This is a genomic window from Streptomyces sp. NPDC038707 (assembly GCF_040636485.1).
Taxonomy (GTDB): Bacteria; Actinomycetota; Actinomycetes; order Streptomycetales; family Streptomycetaceae; genus Streptomyces.
This window is the reverse complement of sequence record NZ_JBEZUP010000012.1, coordinates 50,395-74,126: the sequence shown is the minus strand read 5'-3', so window position 1 is coordinate 74,126 and position 23,732 is coordinate 50,395. Positions and strand designations below refer to the sequence as shown.

The 23,732-nt window shown below is 73.5% G+C and carries 19 protein-coding genes; 10 read left to right on the top strand and 9 right to left on the bottom strand.

Going from position 1 to position 23,732, the window contains the following annotated elements:
- The first annotated feature begins 61 nt into the window (after nt 1–61).
- The 3 genes from AB0E62_RS18495 to AB0E62_RS18485 are packed head-to-tail and all read left to right on the top strand — an operon-like array spanning nt 62 to nt 3,875.
- Entirely contained in the window at nt 62–1,042 is a 981-nt protein-coding gene (locus AB0E62_RS18495) for an ABC transporter permease (RefSeq protein WP_362194602.1), read from the top strand.
- On the top strand, nt 1,039–1,878 hold the full coding sequence (locus tag AB0E62_RS18490) for an ABC transporter permease (protein WP_362194224.1): 840 nt from the start codon (nt 1,039–1,041) through the stop codon (nt 1,876–1,878). Before AB0E62_RS18495 ends, AB0E62_RS18490 begins: the two co-directional genes overlap by 4 nt.
- Nucleotides 1,875–3,875, top strand: a complete 2,001-nt coding sequence (locus AB0E62_RS18485) for an ABC transporter ATP-binding protein (RefSeq protein ID WP_362194221.1) — start codon at nt 1,875–1,877, stop codon at nt 3,873–3,875. Before AB0E62_RS18490 ends, AB0E62_RS18485 begins: the two co-directional genes overlap by 4 nt.
- Before the next feature lie 33 nt (nt 3,876–3,908).
- Here AB0E62_RS18485 and glgA read toward each other — a convergent pair whose 3' ends face one another.
- Entirely contained in the window at nt 3,909–5,099 is a 1,191-nt protein-coding gene (gene glgA, locus AB0E62_RS18480; protein ID WP_362194599.1) for a glycogen synthase, read from the bottom strand.
- A gap of 381 nt (nt 5,100–5,480) precedes the next feature.
- On the opposite strand from glgA, the gene AB0E62_RS18475 reads away from it, so the two are divergent.
- Nucleotides 5,481–6,830, top strand: a complete 1,350-nt coding sequence (locus tag AB0E62_RS18475; RefSeq protein WP_362194218.1) for a helix-turn-helix transcriptional regulator — start codon at nt 5,481–5,483, stop codon at nt 6,828–6,830.
- On the opposite strand, the gene manB is transcribed toward AB0E62_RS18475, so the two are convergent.
- The 7 genes from manB to AB0E62_RS18440 form a co-directional block, all read right to left on the bottom strand.
- Nucleotides 6,814–8,178, bottom strand: coding sequence for a phosphomannomutase/phosphoglucomutase (gene manB / locus AB0E62_RS18470; RefSeq protein WP_362194216.1), 1,365 nt, complete (start codon nt 8,176–8,178; stop codon nt 6,814–6,816). The genes AB0E62_RS18475 and manB overlap by 17 nt on opposite strands.
- Nucleotides 8,168–10,405, bottom strand: a complete 2,238-nt coding sequence (gene glgB, locus AB0E62_RS18465; RefSeq protein WP_362194213.1) for a 1,4-alpha-glucan branching protein GlgB — start codon at nt 10,403–10,405, stop codon at nt 8,168–8,170. Before glgB ends, manB begins: the two co-directional genes overlap by 11 nt.
- 83 nt (nt 10,406–10,488) lie before the next feature.
- On the bottom strand, nt 10,489–11,904 hold the full coding sequence (locus AB0E62_RS18460; RefSeq protein ID WP_362194210.1) for a hypothetical protein: 1,416 nt from the start codon (nt 11,902–11,904) through the stop codon (nt 10,489–10,491).
- Nucleotides 11,901–13,919: an alpha-1,4-glucan--maltose-1-phosphate maltosyltransferase gene (locus AB0E62_RS18455; protein ID WP_362194207.1), complete on the bottom strand. Its 2,019-nt coding sequence runs from the start codon at nt 13,917–13,919 to the stop codon at nt 11,901–11,903. The genes AB0E62_RS18460 and AB0E62_RS18455 overlap by 4 nt, the downstream gene beginning before the upstream one ends.
- Complete coding sequence (locus AB0E62_RS18450) at nt 13,916–14,548, bottom strand: DJ-1/PfpI family protein (RefSeq protein ID WP_362194204.1); 633 nt, start codon at nt 14,546–14,548, stop codon at nt 13,916–13,918. The genes AB0E62_RS18455 and AB0E62_RS18450 overlap by 4 nt, the downstream gene beginning before the upstream one ends.
- A 3-nt stretch (nt 14,549–14,551) precedes the next feature.
- Complete coding sequence (locus AB0E62_RS18445; protein ID WP_362194201.1) at nt 14,552–16,231, bottom strand: thiamine pyrophosphate-binding protein; 1,680 nt, start codon at nt 16,229–16,231, stop codon at nt 14,552–14,554.
- A gap of 49 nt (nt 16,232–16,280) precedes the next feature.
- Nucleotides 16,281–17,120, bottom strand: a complete 840-nt coding sequence (locus tag AB0E62_RS18440; protein WP_362194198.1) for a type 1 glutamine amidotransferase domain-containing protein — start codon at nt 17,118–17,120, stop codon at nt 16,281–16,283.
- 285 nt (nt 17,121–17,405) lie between these two features.
- Between AB0E62_RS18440 and AB0E62_RS18435 the strand changes: the two genes are divergently transcribed.
- The 6 genes from AB0E62_RS18435 (at nt 17,406) to AB0E62_RS18410 (ending at nt 22,041) form a co-directional block, all read left to right on the top strand.
- Nucleotides 17,406–17,828, top strand: coding sequence for a nuclear transport factor 2 family protein (locus AB0E62_RS18435; protein WP_362194195.1), 423 nt, complete (start codon nt 17,406–17,408; stop codon nt 17,826–17,828).
- 21 nt (nt 17,829–17,849) lie between these two features.
- The gene (locus AB0E62_RS18430) at nt 17,850–19,433 is read left to right on the top strand and encodes a GMC family oxidoreductase N-terminal domain-containing protein (protein ID WP_362194192.1); all 1,584 of its coding nucleotides are present in this window, start codon (nt 17,850–17,852) and stop codon (nt 19,431–19,433) included.
- Entirely contained in the window at nt 19,420–20,247 is an 828-nt protein-coding gene (locus tag AB0E62_RS18425) for an ester cyclase (protein WP_362194189.1), read from the top strand. The genes AB0E62_RS18430 and AB0E62_RS18425 overlap by 14 nt, the downstream gene beginning before the upstream one ends.
- 40 nt (nt 20,248–20,287) lie before the next feature.
- On the top strand, nt 20,288–20,662 hold the full coding sequence (locus AB0E62_RS18420; RefSeq protein WP_362194186.1) for a nuclear transport factor 2 family protein: 375 nt from the start codon (nt 20,288–20,290) through the stop codon (nt 20,660–20,662).
- A gap of 5 nt (nt 20,663–20,667) precedes the next feature.
- Entirely contained in the window at nt 20,668–21,111 is a 444-nt protein-coding gene (locus AB0E62_RS18415) for a VOC family protein (RefSeq protein WP_362194183.1), read from the top strand.
- 99 nt (nt 21,112–21,210) lie between these two features.
- Nucleotides 21,211–22,041, top strand: a complete 831-nt coding sequence (locus tag AB0E62_RS18410) for an SDR family NAD(P)-dependent oxidoreductase (RefSeq protein WP_362194180.1) — start codon at nt 21,211–21,213, stop codon at nt 22,039–22,041.
- Nucleotides 22,042–22,098: 57 nt separating this feature from the next.
- Here AB0E62_RS18410 and AB0E62_RS18405 read toward each other — a convergent pair whose 3' ends face one another.
- Nucleotides 22,099–23,715, bottom strand: coding sequence for an FAD-binding protein (locus AB0E62_RS18405; RefSeq protein WP_362194177.1), 1,617 nt, complete (start codon nt 23,713–23,715; stop codon nt 22,099–22,101).
- Between the last annotated feature and the right edge of the window lie 17 nt (nt 23,716–23,732).

Here is a 23,732-nt window from a genome sequence, read left to right as displayed (position 1 = left end):
CATTCGCCTGAACGGCACTCTTGTACTGTGTCTGTCGCCGACCGCCGGGGGGAGGTCCATGATGGCCGGACGTGTCCTCGCGCGGGTCGCCCGCAGCCTCCTTCTCCTGGTCGTCTCGGTCCTCGTGTCCTATGTGGTCGCCTCGGCCGCGCTCAGTCCGCGCGCCTACTTCGAGGACCGCACCCCCCGTCCGCCCGCCCCGGCGGTCGACCGCGAACTGGCCGGTCTCAACCTGGACGACGGCACTCCGGTCCTCGTGCGGTTCGGGCACTGGTCGTGGCGGGCGCTCCACGGCGACCTCGGCCGCACGCTCGACGGGGAGCCGGTCGACGCGGAGTTCGGCCGGCGGGTCGGTGTCTCGGTGCGGCTGCTGCTGGTGGGGACGGTGGCGGGCACGGGGCTCGGTGTGCTCGCGGGCGTGTGGGCGGCGGTCCGCCGGGGCCGGCTGCCGGACCACGCGATGACGGTCCTGTCCTTCCTGGTCCTGTCCGTCCCCACGTTCGTGCTCGCCCTGCTGCTCAAGGACGGCGCGCTCTCCTTGAACCACGCCGTCGGCCACACGGTGATCCGTTACACGGGCGAGTCGACGCCGGGTCACGGGGGCGGCTGGGCCTCGCAGGCGGCCGACCGGGCGTCCCACCTGGTGCTGCCCGCGGCCACGGTGGCGCTCGGCGTGTTCTCCTCCTACAGCCGCTACCAGCGTGCCGCGACGCTCGACGTGCTCGCCGCCGACCATCTGCGCACGGCGCAGGCCAAGGGCCTCACTCCCGGCCGGGCCCTGTTCCGCCACGGCCTGCGGGTCTCGCTCGTCCCGATGACGACGTTCTTCTCCTTCGGCTTCCTGGCCCTGTTCACCGGCTCGGTCTTCGCGGAGCAGATCTTCGGCTGGCCCGGCATGGGCTGCTGGTTCCTGGACGCGACGCAGAAGGGCGACGTCAACTCGGTGGTCGCGGTGTGCCTGTTCGCCGCCGTGACCGTGCTGCTCGCGGGGCTGCTCGCCGACGCGCTGCTGTTCGTGCTCGACCCCCGGGTGCGCCGGTGAGACGCGTGCCGGCACGTCCGCCCGGCCTGCTCCCGGGCCTCGCGCTGCTCGCGCTGCTGCTCGTGTACGCGGGCGCCGGCCCGTACGCGGGCCCGTGCTCACCCACCGACATCGACTACGGGGCGCTGAGCGCGCCGCCGGGCGCCGGGCACTGGTTCGGCACCAACCGCATCGGGCAGGACGTGTTCGCGCAGACCGCGCGCGGCCTGCGGGAGTCGCTGCTGATCGGCCTGTCCGTGGCGCTGACGGGCACCGCGTTCGCCGCCCTCGTCGGTACGTGCGCCGGGTACGCCGGCGGCTGGACCGACCGGGCCCTGACGTTCGTGGTGGACCTGTTCCTCGTGGTTCCGGGCTTCCTCGTGCTCGTCGTGCTGGCTCCCCCGCTGCGCCGGGCGGGCTGGGCGGGGTACGCGGGGGCACTCGCCGCGCTCGGCTGGATGCTCACGGCGCGGGCGGTCCGCGGCATGGCGCTGTCCCTGCGGGAGCGCCCTTACGTCACGGCGGCCCGCTACATGGGCGTACGGCCCCTGCGCATCGTCCGCCGCCACATCCTGCCCCACATGACCTCCTTCCTGATCACCCACGCGACGGTCGCCACGGCCGGGGCGGTGATCAGCGAGGCGGGCCTGTCCTACTTCGGCTTCGGCGTGCAGCCGCCCGACGTGTCCCTGGGCACGCTGCTCGCGGACAGCACGGAGGTGGCGCTCGCCTACCCGTGGATGTTCTTCTTCCCCGCCGGCCTGCTGTTCTGCTTCGTCCTCGCGGTGAACCTGATCGGCGAGGCGCTGCGCTCCGCCCTCGACCCGTCGGCCGTGCGGGCGGAGGTCCCCGCGTGAGCACGGTGCTGGAACTACGGGACCTGCGGGTCGAGTTCGGCCCCGGCCGGGCCGCCGTACGCGGTGTGGACCTCACCCTGCGCCGCGGCGAGGTGCTCGGTCTGGTCGGCGAGTCGGGGGCGGGCAAGACCCTCACGGCGCTCGCGGCGCTCGGTCTGCTGCCGCCCGGGGCGACGGCGCGCGGGTCGGTACGGCTGCTCGGCACCGAGCTGACCGGCCTTCCCGTGCGCGACCTCGCGCGGCTGCGCGGCCGCCGGATCGCCATGGTGTTCCAGGACCCGCTGGCCGCGTTCACCCCGGTGCACCGCATCGGCGACCAGATCGGCGAGGTGCTGCGCATCCACGAACGGCCGCGCCCCACCCGGGGGTCGGCACGGCGGCGGGCGGTCGAGCTGCTCACCGGGCTGGGCGTCCCCGAGCCGGAGCGGGTGGCCCGCGCCTACCCGCACGAACTCTCCGGCGGCCTGCGCCAGCGCGCCATGATCGCGATGGCGGTCGCGGGCCGGCCGGACGTCATCGTCGCGGACGAGCCCACCAGTTCCCTCGACGTCAGCGTGCGGGCGGAGATCCTCGCCGCCCTGGACGACGCGCGGGCGGCGACCGGAGCGGCGCTGCTGCTCGTCAGCCACGACCTCGGGGTGATCGCGGGCACCGCGGACCGGGTGGCGGTGATGTACGCGGGGCGGATCGTGGAGACGGCGCCGGCGGACGACCTGTTCCGCGCCCCCCGCATGCCGTACACGGTGGGCCTGCTCGCCGCCGCGCCCCGCCCGGACGCGGTCCACGCCCTGCCCCGGATACCGGGAGCGCCGCCGGCCCCCGGGGAATGGGACGAGGGGTGCGCGTTCGCCCCACGCTGTCCGGTGGCGGGGTCCGTGTGCGCGAGCGGCCTGCCCGTGCTGCGCGTGCCCCCCGGCGGCGCGCCGGGGCACGAAGTGGCGTGTCTGCGCCCCGAGAGCACGGCCGGCCGCACGGCGGCGGACCTCTATCCCACCGCACCGCCGCCCGGACCCCGGCCCCGCTCCTCCGTGCCGGCCCTGCGCGTCACCGCCCTGGCGGCGGGCCACCGCGGGCAGCGCGCCGTCCACCACGCCGACCTCGAGGTCCGGCGCGGCGAGACGGTCGGGCTGGTCGGCGAGTCCGGCGCGGGCAAGTCGACGACCCTGGCCCGGATCATGGCGCTCGCCGCACCGGAGTCGGGCCGCGTCGAGGTCCTGGGGCAGGACACGGCCGGCCTCACCCGGACCGGGGTACGGCGCCTGCGCGGCCGGGTGCAGATCGTCCTCCAGGACCCCTCGGCGAGCCTGGACCCCCGGATGACGGTGGGGCGGATCATCGCCGAGCCGATGGAGGTCCGGCGCACCGGGCGCGGCCATGTCGCCGCTCGCACACGGGAGTTGCTCGCCGAGGTGGAGCTGGATCCGGGGACCGCCGAGCGGTATCCGCACCAGCTGTCCGGCGGCCAGCGTCAGCGTGTCGCCCTGGCCCGCGCCCTCGCGGTCCGCCCCGAACTGCTCCTGCTCGACGAGCCGGTGTCGGCGCTGGACGTCTCGGTGCAGGCCGGGATCATCGCCCTGCTGCGCCGTGTGACGTCCGCGCCCGACAGCCCCGCCTGCCTGCTGGTCTCGCACGATCTCGGGGTCGTCCGGCAGCTCGCGGACCGGGTCGTGGTGATGTACGCCGGCCGCACCGTGGAATCCGGCACCGCCGACGCGGTGTTCGGGCGGCCCCGGCATCCGTACACGCGCGCGCTGCTGTCCGCCGTGCCCGTGCCCGGTCCGGGTGCGCGGCGGCCCCGGCCGGCCCGGGCGCCCGCCGGGCCGCAGGAGGCCGGCGTGTCCGCCGGGTGCGCCTTCCGCGCGCGCTGCCCCGTCCACCGCCGGCTCGCGCCGGAGCACCGCCGCCTGTGCGCCCGCGGCCTGCCCACGACCGGTGACGTGGCCTGCCACTTCCCGTACCCGGACGAAGGGGTGTCCCCTCCCGGCCCGCCGGCCTGAAGGGGTACCCCTGCCCGTCGCCCCCCCGGGGGCTCAGCGTGCCGCCAGGGCCTCCGCGTAGACCTCCAGGGTGCGCTCGGCGGCCCGGTCCCAGGAGAACCGCGTCACGGCCCGCTCCCGGCCGGCCGCGCCGTACCGCCGCGCGCGCTCCGGGTCGGTGATCACCTCGCTGACCGCCCGGCACAGCGCTTCGGCGAACCCGGCGGGGTCGGCGGGTTCGCCCGAGGCGCCGGGCAGCGCCTCGAAGCCGACCAGGGTGCCGGTCCCGCCGTCGACGACGACCTCGGGGATGCCCCCGACGGCGGAGGCCACGACCGCCGTACCGCACGCCATCGCCTCCAGGTTCACGATGCCCATCGGCTCGTACACCGAGGGGCACACGAACACGGTCGCGTGGGTGAGCAGTTGGCGTACGGACGTGGCGTCGAGCATCCCGTCGACGCGGAACACCCCGTCCCGCACGGTGCGCAGTTCCTCGACGAGGGCGGCCGTCTCGGCGGCGACGGCGGGGGTGTCCGGCTGCCCGCAGCACAGCACGAGCTGTGCCTCGGGCGGCAGGCCGAACGCCGCGCGCAGCAGGTGGGAGAGCCCCTTCTGCCGGGTGACGCGGCCGACGAAGAGGGCGTACGGCCGGTCCGGGTCGATGCCGTGGCGGTGCAGCGCGTCGGTGCGGAGGTCGGGGCGGTACACGTCCGTGTCGATACCGTTGTGGATCACCCGTACCCGTTCCGGGTCGACCTGCGGATAGACGCGCAGGACGTCCTCGCGCATCGCCGCGGAGACGGCGACCACCCGGTCCGCCGCGCGGACGGCGGTGCGCTCCATCCAGCTGGACAGGGCGTAGCCGCCGCCCAGTTGCTCGGCCTTCCACGGCCGCAGCGGCTCCAGGCTGTGCATCGTCATGACGTGGGCCGCCCCGTGCAGGGTGCGCGCGAGGTGGCCGGCCATGTTGGCGTACCAGGTGTGGCTGTGCACGACGTCCGCGCCGGCACAGTCGCGGGCCATGGCCAGGTCCGCGCCGAGGAACCCCAGTGCGGCGTCGGCCGCGGCGAGGTCGGCGTCGGGCCGGTAGGCCGTGACGTCCTTCTCCTGCCTGGGCTCCCCCAGGCAGCGCACTCGTACGTCCGTGAGCCGCCGCATGCTGCGGGACAGCTCGGCCACGTGGACTCCCGCGCCGCCGTAGACCTCGGGCGGATATTCACGGGTGAGCAGGTCCGCGCGCAGGGACGCCGTCCGTTCAGCAGCAGGCGCCACCGATGTCCTCCTCCTTGCTGACCTGGGCCGGCCGCCCGGATCCGGACGATTCGACGTACCAGCCGGCGAAAGCGCTCGCCCCCACACACAGAACCAGGAGGAGCACCAACAGGCTCTTCCTCATCACTAGCCCCCCAAGTGTCGTTACGCGCAAGCGAATTGACAGAGTCAGTCAAGTTGTAGTCACTCGTAGAGTCAAGTAATCGGTCGGCAAAGCCCGCTGGCCCGTCCGGTTACCTACCGACTCGCGCCAAATAAGGGAGACTTCGAGCACACCCTCTAGGCACCGGGAGTCATGCTGGTAACTTTGAGTTGTCATAAACGCAGTCATGAACTCCGGAAGGAGTCCCCATGGATCACACCAAGGCGGAACAGGCGCAGGGCCTTGGAAGCCGTATAAGGACCCTCCGGACACGGCGCGGACTCAAGCAGCAGGACCTGGCCTCCGCGGAGGCCTCGACGAGCTACATCTCCTTGATCGAGTCGGGCAAGCGGGTGCCGTCGTCCTCGGTGCTGGCCGCCATCGCGGAGAAGCTCGGCACCTCCCCCGACTACCTGCTGACCGGCATCGACGACCGGCGCGCCGAGGAGAACCGGCTGAAGCTGGCCTTCGCCGAGATCGCGCTGCGCAACGGGGACAACGGCGAGGCCCTCCAGTCCTTCGGCGAACTCCTGTCGAACCGCTCGTCCCTGGACAGCTCCATGGTCCGGCGCGCCCTCATCGGCCAGGCCACCGCGCTGGAGAAGACCGGCCGCCTGGAAGCCGCCATCTCCGTCCTGGAGGACCTGTCGCGCGACCCCGCGATCGTCGCCGGTTCCGACGACTGGTGCCGCGTCGTGGTCGCCCTGTGCCGCTGCTACCGCGACGCCGGGGACGTCGCCCTCAGCATCGACATCGGCGAACGGGCGGTGACCCAGCTCGACGAACTCGGCCTCGAGACGACGATGGACCACATCCAGCTCGGGGTCACCCTGATGGGCTCGTACCACATGCGGGGCGACCTGACCCGCGCCCAGCTCCTCGGCGAGCGCCTGCTGCCCGCGGCCGAGACGCAAGGCTCCCACGGGGCCCGGGGTGCCGTCTACTGGAACGCCGGACTCGTCGCCGGTTCCCAGGGCCGGCTGAACGAGGCGATCGCCCTGACCGAGCGGGCCCTGGCGATGATGGCCGAGGGCGACAACGCCCGCCACGCCGCCCTGCTCCGCATGAACTACGGCTCGCTGCTGCTCCAGCTGGACCCGCCCCGCCCCGCGCGCGCCCTGGAACTGCTGGAGTCCGCGCAGGAGACGCTGGCCGAGGTGGGCAGCGCCAGCGACCTGTCCCGGTGCGAGCTGAATCTGGCCAACGCCGAGAAACAGCTCGGGCACTGGGACGCGGCCGCCGCCCACGCGGAGCGGGCGCTCGGGCTGCTCGGCTCCGACGCCCGGGTCCTGTCGGCCCGGGCGCGGACGTACCTCGCCGAGATCTGCCTGCTGCGCGACGCCCGGGAAGAGGCCGTGCAGCACCTCCACGCGGCCGTCCGCCAGCTGCGGCGGCTGCCGGCCTCGAAGGACGCCGCGCACACCTGGCGCCACATCGGCGACCTCTGGCGCCACCACGGGCACCAGAGCGAGGCGCTCGCCGCCTACGACATGGCGCTCACCACCGCGGGCCTGGCGCGGACCCGCACCCCGGAGGCGTCCCTCACGGACCAGCACTGACCACGACGTCCAGCACCCGGTCCCGTAACCGCCCCATCGCCGCGACCGTCCCCGCCTCGACGTTCACCCGCACGACGGGGCCGGTCCCGGGGGCCCGTACGTTGAACCACGCGCCGTCGGCCAGTTCCCCGGTCACCCCGTCCAGGTGATCGAGGGCGGTGCCCCGCGCGGCGAAGTGACGGACCACGCGTTGCAGCGCGGCGAGCGGATCGGGCACCGGGACGTCGATGCTGCCGGAGGAGGCGTACCGGTCGTGCCGGGCGGCCAGCTCCGACAGCTCCCGTCCCGAGTCGCCCAGTTCGGCCAGCAGGTGCAGCGCGGCCAGCATGCCCGTCTCGGCGTACCAGAGGTCACGGAAGTAGTAGCGGCCGCAGTGCGAGCCGCCGAACGCCGCGTCCTGCTCGGCCATCAGCGCCTTGATGGCGGCCGGCCCCACCCGGGAGCGCACGGGAATGCCGCCCGCCTCCCTGATCGCGTCGATCGCACAGCCCGCGGTGATCAGGTCGTGGACCACGGCGGCACCCGGGCGGCTGGCCAGTTCCCGCCCGGCCACCAGGGCGATCACCGCGGCGGGCGGCACGACGGCGCCGCGCTCGTCCACGGCGAGGACGCGGTCGCCGCCGCCGTCGAAAGCCAGGCCCGCGTCGGCGCCGGACTCCCGCACCGCCTCCTGGAGCCCGCTCACGTCGGTCAGGTCCGGCGCGCGGTGCGGGAAGGTGCCGTCGGGCGCGAAGTGGAGCGGCACCAGTTCGATCGACGGATGGCTCAGCACGAGCGGGGCCGACAGGCCGGCCGTGCCGTTGCCCGCGTCGACGACGACCTTGAGCGGGCGGATGCCCGTGAGGTCGACGAGCCCGCGCAGGTGCGCCGCGTAGTCGGTGAGGACCCGGGCGGGCAGGACGGAACCGGGGTGGTCGGCGAACGGCGGGCGCGGCCGGCGCAGCCGGTGACGCAGCAGTTCCATACCGGTGCCCTCGTCCACGGTGACGGCGCCGGCGCGGCACAGCCGGATACCGTTGTACGCGGCGGGGGCGGCGCCGCCCGTGATCATGGCGCCGGGCAGGTCGAGGCGTCCGGACACGTAGTGCAGGTAGTCGGTGGGGCCGAGTCCCGCGTCGACGACGTCGGCGCCCTGATCGAGGACGCCTTGGCCGAACGCGTCGGCGAGCAGGGGCGAGGACCCCCGCGTGTCGTGGGCGACGACGACGGCGCCCGCGCCGGTCAGTTCGGCGAACGCGGCACCGGTGCGGTAGGCGAGGCCCGGGTCGAGTTCGGCGCGGAACAGGCCCCTGATGTCGTGCGGGGTGACGATCCGGTCGTACAGGTCGTCCTCGGGTTCAGTGGTCATCGGGGCCGTCCTCCCGGGGGCCGGCGGCGGCGCCGTCGGCGGGCTCCAGCCACACCACCGCGAGCGGGGGCAGGGTGAGGGCCGCGCTGTGCGCGCGCCCGTGCCACGGGACCGGCTCGGACCGCAGCACCCCGGCGTTGCGTATGTCGCCGCCGCCGTACCGGGCGGCGTCGGTGTTCAGCACCTCGCGCCAGGCGGGGGCGTCCGGCAGGCCGACGCGGTAGCCGGTGCGGACGACGGGCGAGAAGTTCGCGACCACGACGAGGGGGCGTCCCGCCGCGTCGTGGCGCACGAAGGACAGGACGTTGGCCTCGGCGTGCGAGGTGTCGATCCAGGAGAAGCCGGCCGGCTCCGCGTCCAGCTCCCACAAGGCCGGCGTGGCCCGGTAGCGGGTGTTGAGGTCGCGGACCAGGGCGCGCACGCCCCGGTGGCCGGGGTGGGCCGGCCACGCCTCGTCGAGCACCCACCACTGCGGCCCCGCGTCGTGGTCGAACTCCTCCCCCTGGGCGAACTCCTGTCCCATGAAGAGGAGTTGTTTGCCCGGGTGGGCCCACATGAAGGCGTACAGCGCCCGCAGGGTCGCGCGCCGCTGCCACCAGTCGCCCGGCATCTTCGCCACCAGCGCGCCCTTGCCGTGGACGACTTCGTCGTGGGACAGCGGCAGCAGGTAGTGCTCGCTGTAGGCGTAGACGAGGGCGAAGGTGATCTCGTCCTGGTGCCAGGCGCGGTGCACGGGGTCCCGGGCGAGGTAGCCGAGCGTGTCGTGCATCCAGCCCAGGTTCCACTTGAGGTCGAAGCCGAGGCCGCCGAAGCCGTCGTCGCCGACCTCGTAGGTGGGCCGGGTCACGCCCGGCCAGGCCGTGGACTCCTCGGCGATGGTCAGGGCGCCGGGTGCGGCGCGGCGGACCGTGTCGGTCAGCTCCTGGAGGAAGGCGACCGCGTCCAGGTTCTGGTTGCCGCCGTGCCGGTTGGGGCTCCACCCGCCCGGCGGGCGCGAGTAGTCCAGGTAGAGCATGGAGGCGACGGCGTCCACGCGCAGCGCGTCGACGTGGAACTCGGTGCACCAGTAGACGGCGTTGGCGACGAGGAAGTTGCGGACCTCGCGGCGCCCGTGGTCGAACTCCAGGGTGCCCCAGTCGGGGTGGTGCGCGCGGCGCGGGTCGGCGGGCTCGTAGAGCGGTTCGCCGTCGAAGCGGGCGAGTGCGAAGTCGTCCCGCGGGAAGTGCGCGGGGACCCAGTCCAGGATCACGCCGATGCCCGCCGCGTGCAGGGAGTCGACCAGGTACCGGAAGTCGTCGGGGTCCCCGAGGCGGGAGGTGGGCGCGAAGAAGCCGGTGACCTGGTAGCCCCAGGAGCCGCCGAAGGGATGCTCCATGACGGGCATGAACTCCACGTGCGTGAAGCCCATGCCGGTGACGTACTCGGTCAGTTCGGTGGCCAGCCGGCGGTAGTCGAGGCCGGGCCGCCAGGACGGCAGGTGCACCTCGTAGACCGACAGCGGCCGGGTGCGGCAGGACGTGCCGCCGCGCGACGCCATCCACGCGTCGTCGCCCCAGACGTACGCCGAGGTGTGCACGACGGAGGCGGTGCCGGGCGGGACCTCGGCGGCCCGGGCCAGCGGGTCGGCCTTCTGCAGCAGCCGGCCGTCGCGGGTGCGGATCTCGTACTTGTAGCGGGTGCCCGCGCCGGCGCCCGGGACGAACAGCTCCCACACCCCGCTGGAGCCGAGCGAGCGCATCGGGTGGGCGCCGCTCCAGCCGTTGAAGTCGCCGGCGACCCGCACGCCCTGCGCGTGCGGCGCCCAGACCGCGAAGGAGGTGCCGGTGACGCCGTCGAGGGTGCGGACACGGGAGCCGAGGACCCGCCACAGCAGTTCGTGGCGGCCCTCGGAGATCAGGTGCAGGTCGATGTCGCCGAGCGTGGGCGGGAAGCGGTAGCCGTCGTGCTGGGCCCGCTCGACACCGTCGTCGTAGGTGACCAGGAGGTGGTGGTCCGTCCCCGTTCCGGGGAGGGTGCCGGTGAACAGCCCGTCGCGCCGGTGCGTCAGCGGGACCCGTTCGCCGGTGGGGCGGACCGCCACGACCGTGCGCGCCAGGGGTCTCAGGGCGCGTACGACGGTGTGGCCGTCGCCCGTGGGATGGGCGCCGAGCAAGCTGTGCGGGTCGTGGTGGGCACCGGCGAGGATGCGGTCCAGGTCGACGTCCGCCAGGGGGGTGGTCGCGCGCAACGTTGCGGTCCTCTCGCGCTGGGTCCCGCCCGCTGGGCCGGGGCGGGCCGTCCGTCGGGGGCGGGTACGGGGTCGTGGGGGGCTCAGGTACGGGTCAGCCGGTGCACCGCCGCCAGCGGGATCGGCAGCCAGTCGGGGCGGTGCCGGGACTCGTAGACGGTTTCGTAGACCGCCTTGTCCGCTTCGAAGGCCCGCAGTGGAAGGGGGTGGCAGTGCGGGTCGGTGCCGCCCGCCTCCGCGTAGCCGGCGATGAACGCGCGGCGGTTGCGGACCTCCCACGCCCGCGCGCGGCGCACCCGGCGCAGCCGGGCGCCCGGGCCCTCGTCCGCCTCGCGCCGGGGCGGGGACCGCAGGGCGGCCCGGGCGGCGTAGTCGAAGGAGCGGAGCATGCCCGCCACGTCCCTCAGCACCGGCTGGGGCGCCGCGCGTTCGGCGGCCGGCCGGGCCGGTTCGCCCTCGAAGTCGATCAGGTGCCAGCCGGCCGGCGTGGACAGCGCCTGGCCCAGGTGCAGATCGCCGTGCACCCGCTGGGCGAAGACCGGGCAGCCGCGTGTGCCCGCCCGCGCGTAGTCGTCGTAGAGCAGGGTGAGCCGGTCGCGGTGGCGGGCCAGCGCCGGGACCTCCCGCGCGGCCCGCGCGAGGCGTTCGGTCATCAGGGCGGCGTCGCGCGCGATGTCGGCCGGGGTCAGCCGCACCCGCGGGAAGGCGCCGGCCAGTGCCGTGTGCACCTCGGCGACGGTCGCGCCCAGGGCGCGGGCGTGCGCGGTGAAGGAGCCGGTCGCCGGGGCGGTGGAGCCGGTGCCGTCCAGGCAGTCGGTGACCTGGCGCACGGCGGCCTGCCAGCCGTCGCCCTCGGCCGGCAGCAGGTCCTCCATGAGCCCGAGGACCAGGCCGGTGTCACCGCCGAGCAGCGTGCCGTGCAGGCGCGGGACCCGCGGGCAGCCGGCCTCGCCGAGCGCGCGCAGCGTCTCGACCTCCAGGTGCGGGCCCGGCTCGGGCCGTCGGTAGATCTTCAGCAGCAGCCGGTCGCCGTAGACGACGGCACTGTTGCTCTGGTCGGCGGTCAGCGGCCGGGGCACGAGTCCCACCGGGAGCGGCATCCGCGTGGTGCGCTCCAGGCGCAGCCCGTGGTCCGTGCCGCGCGCGAGGTGGCGCAGCAGCACGCCCGTCAGCGCGGCGTCCTCCGTGGCCTCGTACAGCGTCCAGCCGCGCCAGTTCCCGTCCGGGACCCGGCCGATGGCCGCGGCGGCGAGCCACGGGGGCAGTTCGGGACGCAGGCCGAGCAGGAACTGGTACAGCCCGCCGTCCCCGGCGCGCAGCACCGTGTGCACCAGGGCGGGCGCCTCGTCCCGTACGACGTGGGCGGTGACCGGGGTGAGCGGTCCGTCGGGGCCGGCCCCGGCCGCGTACCAGCGCCGGGTACGCAGCCAGGGGCCGAGCAGCGGCAGCAGCGGGGCGACGGGCTGCCGCTGCCCGACGGCCGTGGGGGCGGGCGTCACGGTTCCTCCCGCACGGGCACCAGGAGGTGGGCCGGGGCGCGGCCGGGTTCCAGGCGGAAGTACGTCTCCCGGCGCCAGGCGTGGATCTCGCCGGTGAGCTCGTCGCGGAGCCTGAGGGAGCCGTCGTCGGGCAGGCCGAGCGCGGCCAGGTCGAAGGCGACGGTGCCCTCGGCCGGGTGGTGCGGGTCGAGGTTGACCACGGCGAGGACGGTGTCGACCGTGCCGTCGGCCCCGCGCAGCTGCTTGGAGTAGGCGACGACCTGGGGGTGCGGCACGCTGTGGAAGCGGAGGTTGCGCAGCTCCTGGAGGGCGGGGTGGGCGCGGCGGAGCTCGTTAAGGCGGGTGATCAGCGGGGCGATGGAGCGGCCCTCGGCCTCGGCGGCGGCCCAGTCGCGCGGGCGCAGTTCGTACTTCTCGGAGTTCCTGTAGTCCTCGGTGCCCGGCTCCAGGGCCTCGTTCTCGCACAGCTCGTACCCCGCGTACATGCCCCAGGCCGGGGCGAGCGTCGCGGCGAGCACGGCGCGTGTCTCGAACGCGGGGCGGCCGCCGTCCTGGAGGTAGGCGTGCAGGATGTCCGGGGTGTTCACGAACAGGTTGGGGCGCAGGAAGTCGGAGCTGAGGTGGGCGAGTTCACGCGCGTACTCGGTCAGCTCCTCCTTCTCGTTCTTCCAGGTGAAGTACGTGTACGACTGCTGGAAGCCGGCCTGGGCGAGGGCGTGCACCATGGCGCGCCGGGTGAAGGCCTCGGCCAGGAACACCACGTCGGGGTCGCGGTCGTTGATCTCGCCGATCACCCGCTTCCAGAAGCCGACGGGCTTGGTGTGCGGGTTGTCGACGCGGAAGGTCCGCACGCCCTGGTCCATCCAGAAGCGCAGCAGCCGCACGCTCTCGGCGACGAGTCCCTCGAAGTCCCGGTCGAAGGCGAGAGGGTGGATGTCCTCGTACTTCTTGGGCGGGTTCTCGGCGGACGCCACGGAGCCGTCGGCGCGCCGGGTGAACCACTCGGGGTGCTCGGTCAGCCACGGGTGGTCGGGCGAGCACTGGAGGGCGAAGTCCAGCGCCACCTGGAGTCCCAGTTCGCCGGCCCGGGCGACGAACCGGCGGAAGTCGTCGAGGGTGCCGAGGTCGGGGTGGACGGCGTCGTGGCCGCCCTCGGCCGAACCGATCGCCCAGGGCGAGCCCACGTCGTGCTCGCCGGCGACGAGCGTGTTGTCCTTGCCCTTGCGGTGGGTGCGTCCGATGGGGTGGATCGGCGGCAGGTACACCACGTCGAAGCCCATCGCGGCGATCGCGGGCAGCCGTAGCGCCGCGGTCGCGAACGTCCCGCTGACCGGGGGCCCGCCGTCGGCCGCCCGGGCCCCCTCCGAGCGGGGGAACATCTCGTACCAGGCGCCGACGAGGGCCCTGCGCCCCTCGACGAGCAGGGGCAGCGGCCAGGAGGCGGTGACGAGTTCGCGCAGCGGGTGCCGTCGCAGCGCGGCGACCGCCTCGGGGGCGGCGGTCGCGGCGAGCCTGCGGGGGACGGTGCTCGCTTCGTCGCGCAGCGCCCGTGCGACCGCGCGCACCGCCTCCTGGCGGTCCGGGTCCGGGATCCCGAAGGCGGCCCGCTCGTACAGCAGCGCGCCCTCGGCGAGCATCAGCTCGACGTCGACCCCGGCGGGTATCTTCAGTGCGGCGTCGCGGCGCCAGGTGGCGACCGGGTCGGCCCACGCCTCGACGCCGTAGGTCCAGCGGCCGGGTGCCCCGGCCACGACGGTGGCCTCCCAGCGGTCGGCGTCCGGGTCGACGAGGGTCATCGGGGTCCAGGCGCCGATCCGTCCCCGCGGGTCCCGCAGCACGACATTGGCGCCGATCTCGCCCGAGCCCTCGCGGAACACCGTGGCGCTGATCGTGAGGGTCTCCCCCTCGACGGCCTTGACGGGCACGGCCCCGCCGCGCACCTGGGGCCGGACGTCACGGATCGGTATGCGGTCGAGGAGGGGGACGCGGGCGCCCGGTTCCATGACGGCGGTCATCGCGCGCCTCCCAGGGCCGCGGTGCGGGCGCCGCCGCGCGCACGCGCCGCCCGTTCCCTGTCCCGCCCGGCGATCAGGTCGATGATCGTCCGGGCGAAGAGGTGGCAGTGCGCCCCGGTACGGGCGGTGACCAGGTCGTCGTCGACGACCACGTCCTCGTCGACGTACAGGCCGCCCATGTTCCGCAGGTCGCCGAGCAGGTTGTTGTGGACGACGGCACGCCGTCCGTGCACCAGCTGCGGCACCGGCGCCGTCAGCCACATGCCGTGGCAGATGATGCCCTTGACGATGGCCGGGTCCTGGAAGGCGCGCCTCAGGAAGCGGGCGGCCGGCGGGAGTTCGGCCGGGTCCTCGGTGTAGCGCAGCCGGTCGGAGACCATCCCGGAGGGGACGATCACCGCCGAGAACTCCTTGAGCGCGAACTCGTCGATGTCCTCGAAGGATTCGCGCACGACGAACGGCATCCGGTGCTCGTGCCCCTGGAAGGTGATCTCGTCCTGGCCCCACATCCGGGACAGGAAGTGCACCTCGGCGCCTTCCTCGGGGAACCGGTGCTGGTAGTAGAGGATCTCGGGTTCGTAGAAGTCGCTCTCCAGCAGGATCGCGATCTTGTGTCCTCTCAGTCGCACGGCTCACTCCTTGCTTCCGCGTCCGGTGACCAGGTCGACCAGGAAGGGTCCCGGGGTGCCGAGCGCCTGCTCGACGGCCGCCTTCGCCTGGCCGGGCTCCTCCACGCGGACAGCGGGGACGCCCAGCGCCCCGGCGAGCGCCACGAAGTCGATGGCGGGCGTGGACAGGTCGAACATGCCCGGCTGTTCGTGCGCGGCGACGTCCACGGTCCTCCAGTACTCCTCGATGTTGAGTTCCAGGAGCCGGTAGCTGCTGTTGTTGCAGATGACGAACTTGGCGCCGATGCCGTAGCGGGCCGCCGTCCACAGCGCCTGGATCGTGTACATGGAGCCGCCGTCACCGGTGAAGCCGACGACCGTGCGGTCCGGGTGGGCGAGCCGGGCGGCGATGGCGCCCGGGATGCCGACGCCGAGCGAGCCGCCCCTGGTCTGGTGCCAGTGGCTGGGGCGGGTGGGCGGCAGGTGGCGGGTGAGGTCGGGGGACGCGGTGAGCGCCTCGTCGAACACCACGGCGTCCTCGGGGAGCCTGCGGGCCAGTTCCTGGAGGAAGGCCGCCGTGGGCAGGGCGTCCGGATCGGACGCGGCCTCGTCCGGCTGCCGCGCCGCGGCGAGTTCACTCGCGCGGTGCGCCGACCGCCGCTCGAACCACGCGTCCGCCCGGGCCCGGGCCGACGGGCTCATCCGGCGCTCCAGGGCGTCGGTGAGGCCGTCGAGGGCGCGCCGCGGGTCGGCGGCGATCCCCAGGTCCACCGGGAAGTTCTTGGCGATGGCGTCGGTGTCCAGGTCGATGTGGACGACCGGGGCGCCGTCGGCGAAGACGCCGTCGAGGGCCGGGTAGACCTCGGGGAGGGCGTAGGTGCCGACGATGAGCACGGCGTCGGCGGCGCCGGTGATCCGGCGGCTGCTCTCGCCGAACATGTGACCGAGCTGACCGGCGTAGGCGGGATGGGCGACCGAGAGGTTCACCTCCGCCCAGTCCGCTCCCCACACCTCGGCGCCCCAGGTCCGGGCGAGCCGCCCGAGGGCGTCCTGGGCGCCGGCGAAGTGCACCCCGTCGCCCGCGATGACGATCGGCCGCTCGGCCGCGGCCAGCAGCCCGGCCGCCCGGTCGAGCACGTCCGGGGCGGCCGTCGCGGAGAAGTCGACGTAGGAGGTGGGCACGGCGGGCTCGGAGGTGTCCCGGTCCATGACGTCGGCGGGCAGGACGACGAGCACCGGGCCGTACGGCGGGGTCGCCGCGACCTTGAAGGCGCGGCGCAGCACCCGCAGTGCCGACTCGGGGTCGACCACGCGCGTCGCCCACTTGGTGACGGGGTCCGCCATGGCGACCAGGTCGACCGCCATCTGGGCGTCCAGGGCGTCGTAGCGCAGGCCCGCCTCGCCGGCGATGGCCACCAGCGGGGCGTGCCCGCGCTTCGCCTGGTAGAGCATGCCCACCGCGTTGCCGACACCGACGCCGGTGTGCAGCTGCATCAGGGCCGGGGTGCGCGTGGCCCGCGCGTAGCCGTCGGCGAGGCCGACGACAGTGGACTCCTGGAGGGCGAGGATGTACTCGATGTCCGGGAAGTTGCGCAATTCGTCGAGGAAACCCTGCTCGACCGTGCCGGGGTTGCCGAACATGTACCGCACCCCGTCGGCGCGCAGCTGTTCGAGGATCGCGACCCGCGCGGGCCTGCTGACCATGACGTGCACCTTTCTGTGAAGGCCTACGTGACTGCCGTGCCCGGCGCGGTCAGTCGCCGGTCCTGAAGCCCCACTGACGCAGGCCGTCCTCGAGGACCTCGACGAGCTTCTGGCCCGTCAGGTAGGAGTCGGGGGTGGAACGTCCGGTGATGAAGGGGTAGTCGACGATGACCGACGTCTCCTTGCCGAAGTTGCCGTGGAAGGCTCCGTCGGGCGCGGTGGCGTCGCGCAGGATGTACTCCAGCGGGTACGGCGGCGGGCCGATCACGAAGTCGGTGCCCATGAAGCCGGTGCCGTCCTTGTAGTCGTACTCGATGCAGTGCCCGGTGACGTGCTTGCCCCGGATGATGGAGACGCGGTCCTCCTGGTCGCGGGCGAAGGCCAGCGGCGCGACGCCGTAGCACTCGGCGGCGATCGGCAGGTCCAGCGCGTAGAACGCCAGGATCAGGTCGTGCACCCGCCAGTTGTTGGCGAGGTCGACGATGGGCCCGGAGCCGCCGACGATGAGCAGGGCGTCGTAGCGGTCGGCGATCTGCTCGCGGATCTGCTCCAGGCGGGTGTTGTAGGCCTCCCAGTCGCGCAGGAAGTACGGCTTGGAGCGGTAGGGGCGGTCGGGCAGCCAGGACGACAGGTCCAGCGGACCGTCCAGGCGCGGGGAGCTGTCGATCGCCCGGACCTTGGCGGCCATCTCGGGGGTGGTGACGGAGCGGCCGAGCGGCGGGTCGACGTAGTCGGGGTCCATGCTCGGGGGCAGGGCCACCGGGCGCTTGCCGGTCGGGGTGGCGAAGGCGACCTGGTAGCCGGCCTTGTCGAAGGTCTCCAGAGGGCCGATCAACTCCTCGCCCCAGTAACCGTATTCGGACAGGACGACGAGGATGCGCTTGCTCATGGGGTGTCCTCTCGTGCGACGCGGGTCGGATGGGACCGGTCGAACTCATGTCTACGTTTCGCGCACCGGTCCGGAACAGCGGCGGCCGGGCCGGTGGCCCCACATGCCCAAGTGGACGGTGGTACTCCGGCATTTCGCCTGCCGACGTCGGCAAGCCCGCCGCCCGACCTCACGCAGTGCGGCCGGGCGGGCGCCGGGCCGGGCCGTGCCCCGCCGGGCCGTGGCGCAATCGACCAGGACACATCCGGAAGACACCGGACACCCCTTCAGCGAGAGGGACTTGGCATGACGACCGCACAGAGCCCGCGGACGGAGCCCGGCCAGGACGTCGCCGCGTTCGTCCAGCACTGGTACGACATCCTGAGCAGCCACGAGCCGGTCGAGGACCTGCTCGCGTACGTGATCGACGACGGTCTGGAGATGGCCTTCCCCGAGCGCACCCTGCGCGGGCACGCGGACTTCCGCGACTGGTACGCGGCGGTGGGCGAGAGCTACGGGCCGCAGAGCCACATCGTGGAGAAGCTGCGCACGGACGAGCACGACGGTCTCGTCGACGTCGGGGTGACCGTCGTGTGGACCGCCAAGAACCTCTCCGACGGCAGCGTCTCGGCCCTGCGCATCGACCAGACCTGGCAGCTGGTGCGCGACCCCGTGAGCGGGTCGCTGCGCATCCGCACCTACCACGTCGGCGACCTGAACCCGGCCTGAACGCGGATGCGGGAGGTTCCCATGTCGTACGACTACGTCGTCGTCGGCGCCGGCAGCGCGGGCTGCGCCGTGGCGAGCCGGCTCAGCGAGGACCCGGATGTCCGCGTGCTGCTCCTGGAGGCGGGCGGCTGGGACGAGCGGCCGGAGATCCACCGCACCGACGCGGCCTCCCTCCTCTCCCTGCTGACCAGCGAGTGGAGCCCCACGATCGACTGGGGGTACGCCACCGAGCCGGAGGCCGCGCTCGCCGGCCGCCGGGTTCCGGTGGCCCGGGGCAAGGTGGTGGGCGGCTGCAGTTCCGTGAACGCCCTGATGTGGGTGCGTGGCAGCCGCCACGACTACGACGGCTGGGGGGCGGGCAATCCCGGCTGGTCGTACGCGGACGTGCTGCCCGCGTTCCGCCGCGCCGAGGACTACGACCGCGGCGGTGACGGGCTGCGCGGCAAGGGCGGCCCGGTCCGGGTGCGCGACCACACCGACCCCTCACCGGTCGCGCAGGCGTTCGTCGCGGCCACCCGGGACCTCGGCTTCGACGCACCCGGCGACGACTACAACGGCGAGCGGCAGGACGGCTACGGCTTCCTGTACCAGACCACCCGCACCGACGACGGCGCCCGCGCCTCGGCGGCGACCGCCTATCTGCGCCCGGCACTCGACCGCCCGAACCTCACGGTGGCCACCGGGGCCCACGCCACCCGGCTGCTGTTCGACGGCATGCGGGTCACCGGGGTGGAGTACGTGCGGGACGGACGGCGGGAGCGGGCGCGGGCGGACGAGGAGGTCGTCGTCAGCGCGGGCGCCTTCGAGACGCCCAAGCTGCTGATGCTCTCCGGGATCGGCCCGGCCGCCCACCTGCGCGCGCACGGCATCGGTGTGGTCCAGCACCTGCCCGGAGTCGGCGGCAATCTGCAGGACCACCTGTTCGTACCGGTGTGCTACCAGTCCCGTGAGGAGCACCCCGAGGGGGCACTGCTCTCCGAGGCGGGCCTGTTCACGCACACCCGCGGGGACGCGGCGGGCCGGGCGCCCGACCTGCAGTTCACGTTCGGGCCCGTCAAGTTCCTCGCCCCGGACGCGCCGGCCGGACAGCACGCGGGACCCGGGTTCACGTTCGCGCCGATCGCGCTGCTGCCCGAGAGCCGTGGCCGGGTCCGGCTGCGCTCCACCGACCCGACGGCGCCCGCGGTCGTGCAGGCGGGCTACCTCACGGCGGCGGCCGACCTGGACGTCCTCGTCCACGGGGTGCTGCTGGCCCGGGAACTGGCCCACACCGCCGCCTTCGGCCGGCTGCGCGGCGAGGAGCTCGGGCCCGGCGCCGGTGTCCGGGACCCGGACGAACTGCGCGCCTACGTCGCCGCGCGCGCCACCACCCTGTGGCACCCGGCCGGCACCTGTCCGATGGGCACGGGACCGGAGGCGGTCACCGACCACGAGCTGCGCGTGCACGGCGTCGCCGGGCTGCGTGTGGCCGACGCCTCCGTGATGCCGACGATCGTCGCGGGCAACACCCACGCCCCCAGCGTGATGATCGGGGAGCGTGCGGCCGAGCTGATCAGCAACTCACACCACCGACGGACCGAGGGGACTCATCATGCCCACGCCTGAGCGCACCGCCGAGGACTCCGTGAGCGTCGCGCTGTACCGGCGCTTCCTCGACGCCTTCAACGCCGCGGACTACGACACCGTGGCCGAGGTCATCGGCGAGGACTTCACCGACCACCACCCCGGCTTCGAGATCAAGGGCCGCGACGACTACCTCGCCGCGCTGCGCGGCGCCCACGCGGCGTACGGCATCCGGGGCGAGCTCCAGGAGGCGCTGCCCGTGGCGGCCGGCGACAAGGTCGTCACCCGGGTGAAGCTGTCCGGGACGCACCGCGAGGCCGCCTTCGGGTTCCCGGCGACCGGGCGTGCCGTGGAGTGGACCACCACGGAGATCTGGCGGGCCGAGGACGGCCGGTTCGTGGAGCGGTGGGCCCAGGACGACCTGCTCGGCCTGCGCGAGCAGGTCTCCACGGAGGCGGCGAACCTGGCGACCGTGCAGGCGGTCAGCGACGCCGTGAACGAGCGCCGCTACGACGACCTGGACGAGCTGTTCGGCCCCACCTTCCGGGACAACAACCCGGCGTGGGACGTGTCGAGCCTGGACGAGCTGAAGGTCATCATCAAGGCCGCGCACGACGCCCTGGACTTCACCGTGCACCTCGACGCCCTGTACCCGGCCTCCCCGGACAAGGTGATCATGCACATCACCTTCCACGGCAAGCACATCGCCCCGTTCTTCGGCCAGGAGCCCGACGGCCGCGAGGTCTCCTGGACCAGCCTGGAGGTGTACCGCCTGGAGGACGCCAAGGTGGTCGAGCGCTGGGTGCAGGCCGACACCGCGGGCCTGATGCGCCAGCTCGACGTGCCGCTTCCCTGACGTACCGTCATTTTCCTTGCCGTAGCCCCTGGAGGCCGCGATGAACACCCGAGAGATCGTCGACACGTACTACCGGCTCGCCAACCTGGGCGACTGGGACGCCTGGTGCGACCTGTTCGCCGTCGACCAGACGATGGACGAGCAGCTCGCCGGGCACGTGGAGGGCCGCGAGACGCTGCGGGACATGATGAAGGGCTTCCCGCAGATGTACGCGTCCTTCGCCAACGTACCTGTGCACATCGTCGTGGACGGCGACCAGGCCGCCGTCGTCTCGCACATCTCCGCCCGCACCCCGAAGGGGGAAACCGTCGAGGCGGACGTGTGCAACTACTTCCGGACCGCCGGCGGCGAGATCGTCTACATGACGAACGTGCACGACACGGTGCCCTTCGCCGCCGTCACCGGTGGGGCGTGAGGCCCGTGTCCGCACCGGTGAACGCCCGCTGGTCGCACGTCGGACTCAACTGCCGTGACCAGCGGGCCACGGAGGAGTTCTACCACCGCTGGTTCGGCTTCGAGCGGGCCCGCGTGGTCGAGGCCGACGGGAGCCGGGTCGTCTTCCTCAGGAGCGGCCCGGTCTACCTCGAACTCTTCCCCACCTCGGCCGAGCCCGCCTTCGCCACGGCCAAGGACGGGCCCGACCACCCCGGGGCCGCCCGCCACCTCGCCTTCCAGGTCGACGACGTGGACGCGTTCCTGGCGGCGGCCGGCGGAGAGCTGGAGGTGCTGCTCGGGCCGCTGGCCTTCGACGAGTTCATCCCCGGCTGGAAGACGGTCTGGGTGGCCGACCCCGACGGCGTCGTCGTCGAGGTGAGCCAGGGCTACACCGACCAGACCCCCGAAGAACTGCGGGCGTACACGTGAGCACGTGACGCGTACACCCGTACCGTGCACGGCCGGTCGGACCCCGACCGGCCGTGCACCACAGTCATGTTCCGACGCACCAGAGGAAGCCTTCACACCATGAGCCCTGTCAGCGGACAGACCATCCTCATCACCGGCGCGACCGACGGACTCGGCCGCGCCCTCGCCCACGAACTGGCCGCGCAGGGCGCCACGCTGATCCTGCACGGCCGCAACCCCCGCAAGGGCGAGGAGCTCCTGGCGGAGCTGCGGGCGAAGACCGGCGCCGGACGGTTCAGCTACGAGCTGGCCGACTTCTCCTCCCTGGAGGACATCGGCAAGCTCGCCGACCGGGTCCTGGCCGACCACGACCGGCTCGACGTGCTCGTCAACAACGCCGGGATCGGCGTGGAACTGGAGCGCCAGGTCAGCCAGGACGGCCTCGAACTCACCTTCCAGGTGGACTACCTGGCGGGATACGTCCTCAGCTGCAGACTGGCGCCGCTCCTGGTGCGCTCCGCTCCGGCGCGCATCGTCAACGTCACCTCGGCGGGGCAGGCCCCGCTCGACTTCGACGACGTGATGCTGGAGCGCGGCTGGGACGGCGTGCAGGCCTACTGCCAGGCCAAGCTGGCCCAGATCAGCCTGACCAAGGACCTGGCCGAGCAGTTCGCCGGCACGGGGGTCACGGTCAACGCCCTGCACCCGGCCTCGTACATGCCGACGAAGATCGTGGTGAACCTGTTCACCCCGCAGAGCACCGTCGAGGAGGGCGTGCGGCACACCGCCCGCCTGGTGACCGACCCGGCGCTCGCGGAGGTGAGCGGCGAGTACTTCAACCGGGACACCCCGTCGCGGGCCGGCGCCCAGGCGTACGACCCGGCGGCCCGGGCGCGGCTGCGGGAGCTGAGCGAGTCGCTGACCGGCGTCGCGTTCCCGGCGCTCGGCTGACACCCGGACAGCGCGCGGCCCCGCCCCCCTTCGGTGCGGGGGCGGGGCCGCGGTGTCTCAGGAGGACGCCGTGACGGACAGCGCGTGGCGGAAGACGTTCTTCGGGTCCCACTTCTTCTTCACGGCCTGCAGCCGCGGGTAGTTGCCCTTCCAGTAGAGGGTCTGCCAGGGCACCCCGGAGGTGTTCCACCGTGGGTCGGTGAGATCGGGGTCGGGGTAGTTGATGTACGAACCGTCGGCGTCGCCGTCCGGCAGCGGCACGCCCCCGGTGGCGGCGTAGAAGTCCCGGTAGAGGGCGCGCAGCCAGGCGATGTGCCGGTCGTCCTCGGCGGGGTCGGTCCAGTAGGTCAGGAAGTTGGCCTTCAGCATCGAGTCGCGCTGGGCGAGGGCGGTGGCGCCGGGGGCGACCGTGGTGACCTGTGCCCCGTACGAGAAGAGGATCGCGCCGCCGTGTCCCTGGTACGTCCCGTCGCTGACGTTGCGGTACAGCACCGCGATCTGCGCGTCGGACCAGCCCCTGCGCAGGTAGGCGCCCTTGAACTTGCCGCGGTTGTACAGCCCGGTGTCGTAGTGGTCCTTGAGGGACTCCTTCAGCCAGGGCGTGGTGTGGGCGGTGGTGGTGTGCGGGGCGCTCACCCCGTCCGCGATGGCCGCGATGTAACTGTCCAGGAGGTCGCGGGAGTTCGTCAGCGAGCCGTCGATCTGGGCGGTGAGGGCGACGGCGCCCTGGACACGGTTGTAGAGCAGCAGGGCGCTGTTGAGGGTGTCGTAGTCGGTGCCGGGCTTGTTGTGGGCGGCGTGCCAGGCGTTGTGGTTGCGGACGATACGCGTGAAGTCCGCCTCGGTCAGGTCGGTCCACGGCCAGCTCGTGGAGGTCTTGAGCAGGCTGCGCGGCGGCTTCGGCAGCAGGCCCGCGGGATCGGTGCCGGTGGCGTCCGGGGAGCGGAACCAGAAGGTGGTGACGATGCCGAACTGGCCGCCGCCCCCGCCGGTGTGGGCCCACCACAGCTCCCGGTTGGGGTCGTCGGCGTCACGGGTGGCGACCACCGAGCGGGCGGTGCCGGAGTCGTCGACGCAGACGACCTCCACGGCGTAGAGGTGGTCGACGACCGAACCGTACTTGCGGTTGAGCGGCCCGTAGCCGCCGCCGGTGACATGGCCGCCGACACCGACGGTGGGGCAGTCGCCGGCGGGTATGGTCACGCCCCACTCGAGGTAGAGGGTGCGGTAGACCTGGCCGAGGGTGGCGCCGCCCTGGACGGAGAAGGCCCGCCGGCGCTCGTCGTAGCCGATGGCGTTCATCTCGGACAGGTCGATGAGGATCCGTACGTCCGGGTCGTCGACGAGGCCGTCGAGGCAGTGGCCGCCGCCGCGCACCCCGATCCGGGCGCCGGCCGCGACCGCCTCCTGCACGGCGGCGACGACCTGCCGGGTGGAGTGCACGAGCCGTACCGCGTCGGGCCGCGCGGCGAACCGGGCGTTGTAGCCGCGCTGGGTGAGGTCCGCGTAGCGCGGGTCCGACGGGCCCACGGTCACCGTGGCGGCGACGGGGGTGACGGTGGAGTCGCCGGTGTCGGTGCCGGTCGCCGCCTGTGCGGCCGGGGCGCCGAGGGCGACGGCACCGCCGACGCCGGTGGCGGTGCCGAGGAAACCACGGCGGGTCAGTCGAGCCATTTCCGCTCCTTCAGAGG

Excerpts from the sequence above, each read along its gene's own strand:
- AB0E62_RS18495 (WP_362194602.1), top strand. The coding sequence starts at position 62 with ATGGCCGGACGTGTCCTCGCGCGGGTCGCCCGCAGCCTCCTTCTCCTG.
- AB0E62_RS18475 (WP_362194218.1), top strand. The coding sequence starts at position 5,481 with ATGGATCACACCAAGGCGGAACAGGCGCAGGGCCTTGGAAGCCGTATA.
- manB (WP_362194216.1), bottom strand. The coding sequence starts at position 8,178 with ATGACCACTGAACCCGAGGACGACCTGTACGACCGGATCGTCACCCCG.
- AB0E62_RS18455 (WP_362194207.1), bottom strand. The coding sequence starts at position 13,919 with ATGACCGCCGTCATGGAACCGGGCGCCCGCGTCCCCCTCCTCGACCGC.
- AB0E62_RS18445 (WP_362194201.1), bottom strand. The coding sequence starts at position 16,231 with ATGGTCAGCAGGCCCGCGCGGGTCGCGATCCTCGAACAGCTGCGCGCC.
- AB0E62_RS18440 (WP_362194198.1), bottom strand. The coding sequence starts at position 17,120 with ATGAGCAAGCGCATCCTCGTCGTCCTGTCCGAATACGGTTACTGGGGC.
- AB0E62_RS18435 (WP_362194195.1), top strand. The coding sequence starts at position 17,406 with ATGACGACCGCACAGAGCCCGCGGACGGAGCCCGGCCAGGACGTCGCC.
- AB0E62_RS18430 (WP_362194192.1), top strand. The coding sequence starts at position 17,850 with ATGTCGTACGACTACGTCGTCGTCGGCGCCGGCAGCGCGGGCTGCGCC.
- AB0E62_RS18425 (WP_362194189.1), top strand. The coding sequence starts at position 19,420 with ATGCCCACGCCTGAGCGCACCGCCGAGGACTCCGTGAGCGTCGCGCTG.
- AB0E62_RS18420 (WP_362194186.1), top strand. The coding sequence starts at position 20,288 with ATGAACACCCGAGAGATCGTCGACACGTACTACCGGCTCGCCAACCTG.
- AB0E62_RS18410 (WP_362194180.1), top strand. The coding sequence starts at position 21,211 with ATGAGCCCTGTCAGCGGACAGACCATCCTCATCACCGGCGCGACCGAC.
- AB0E62_RS18405 (WP_362194177.1), bottom strand. The coding sequence starts at position 23,715 with ATGGCTCGACTGACCCGCCGTGGTTTCCTCGGCACCGCCACCGGCGTC.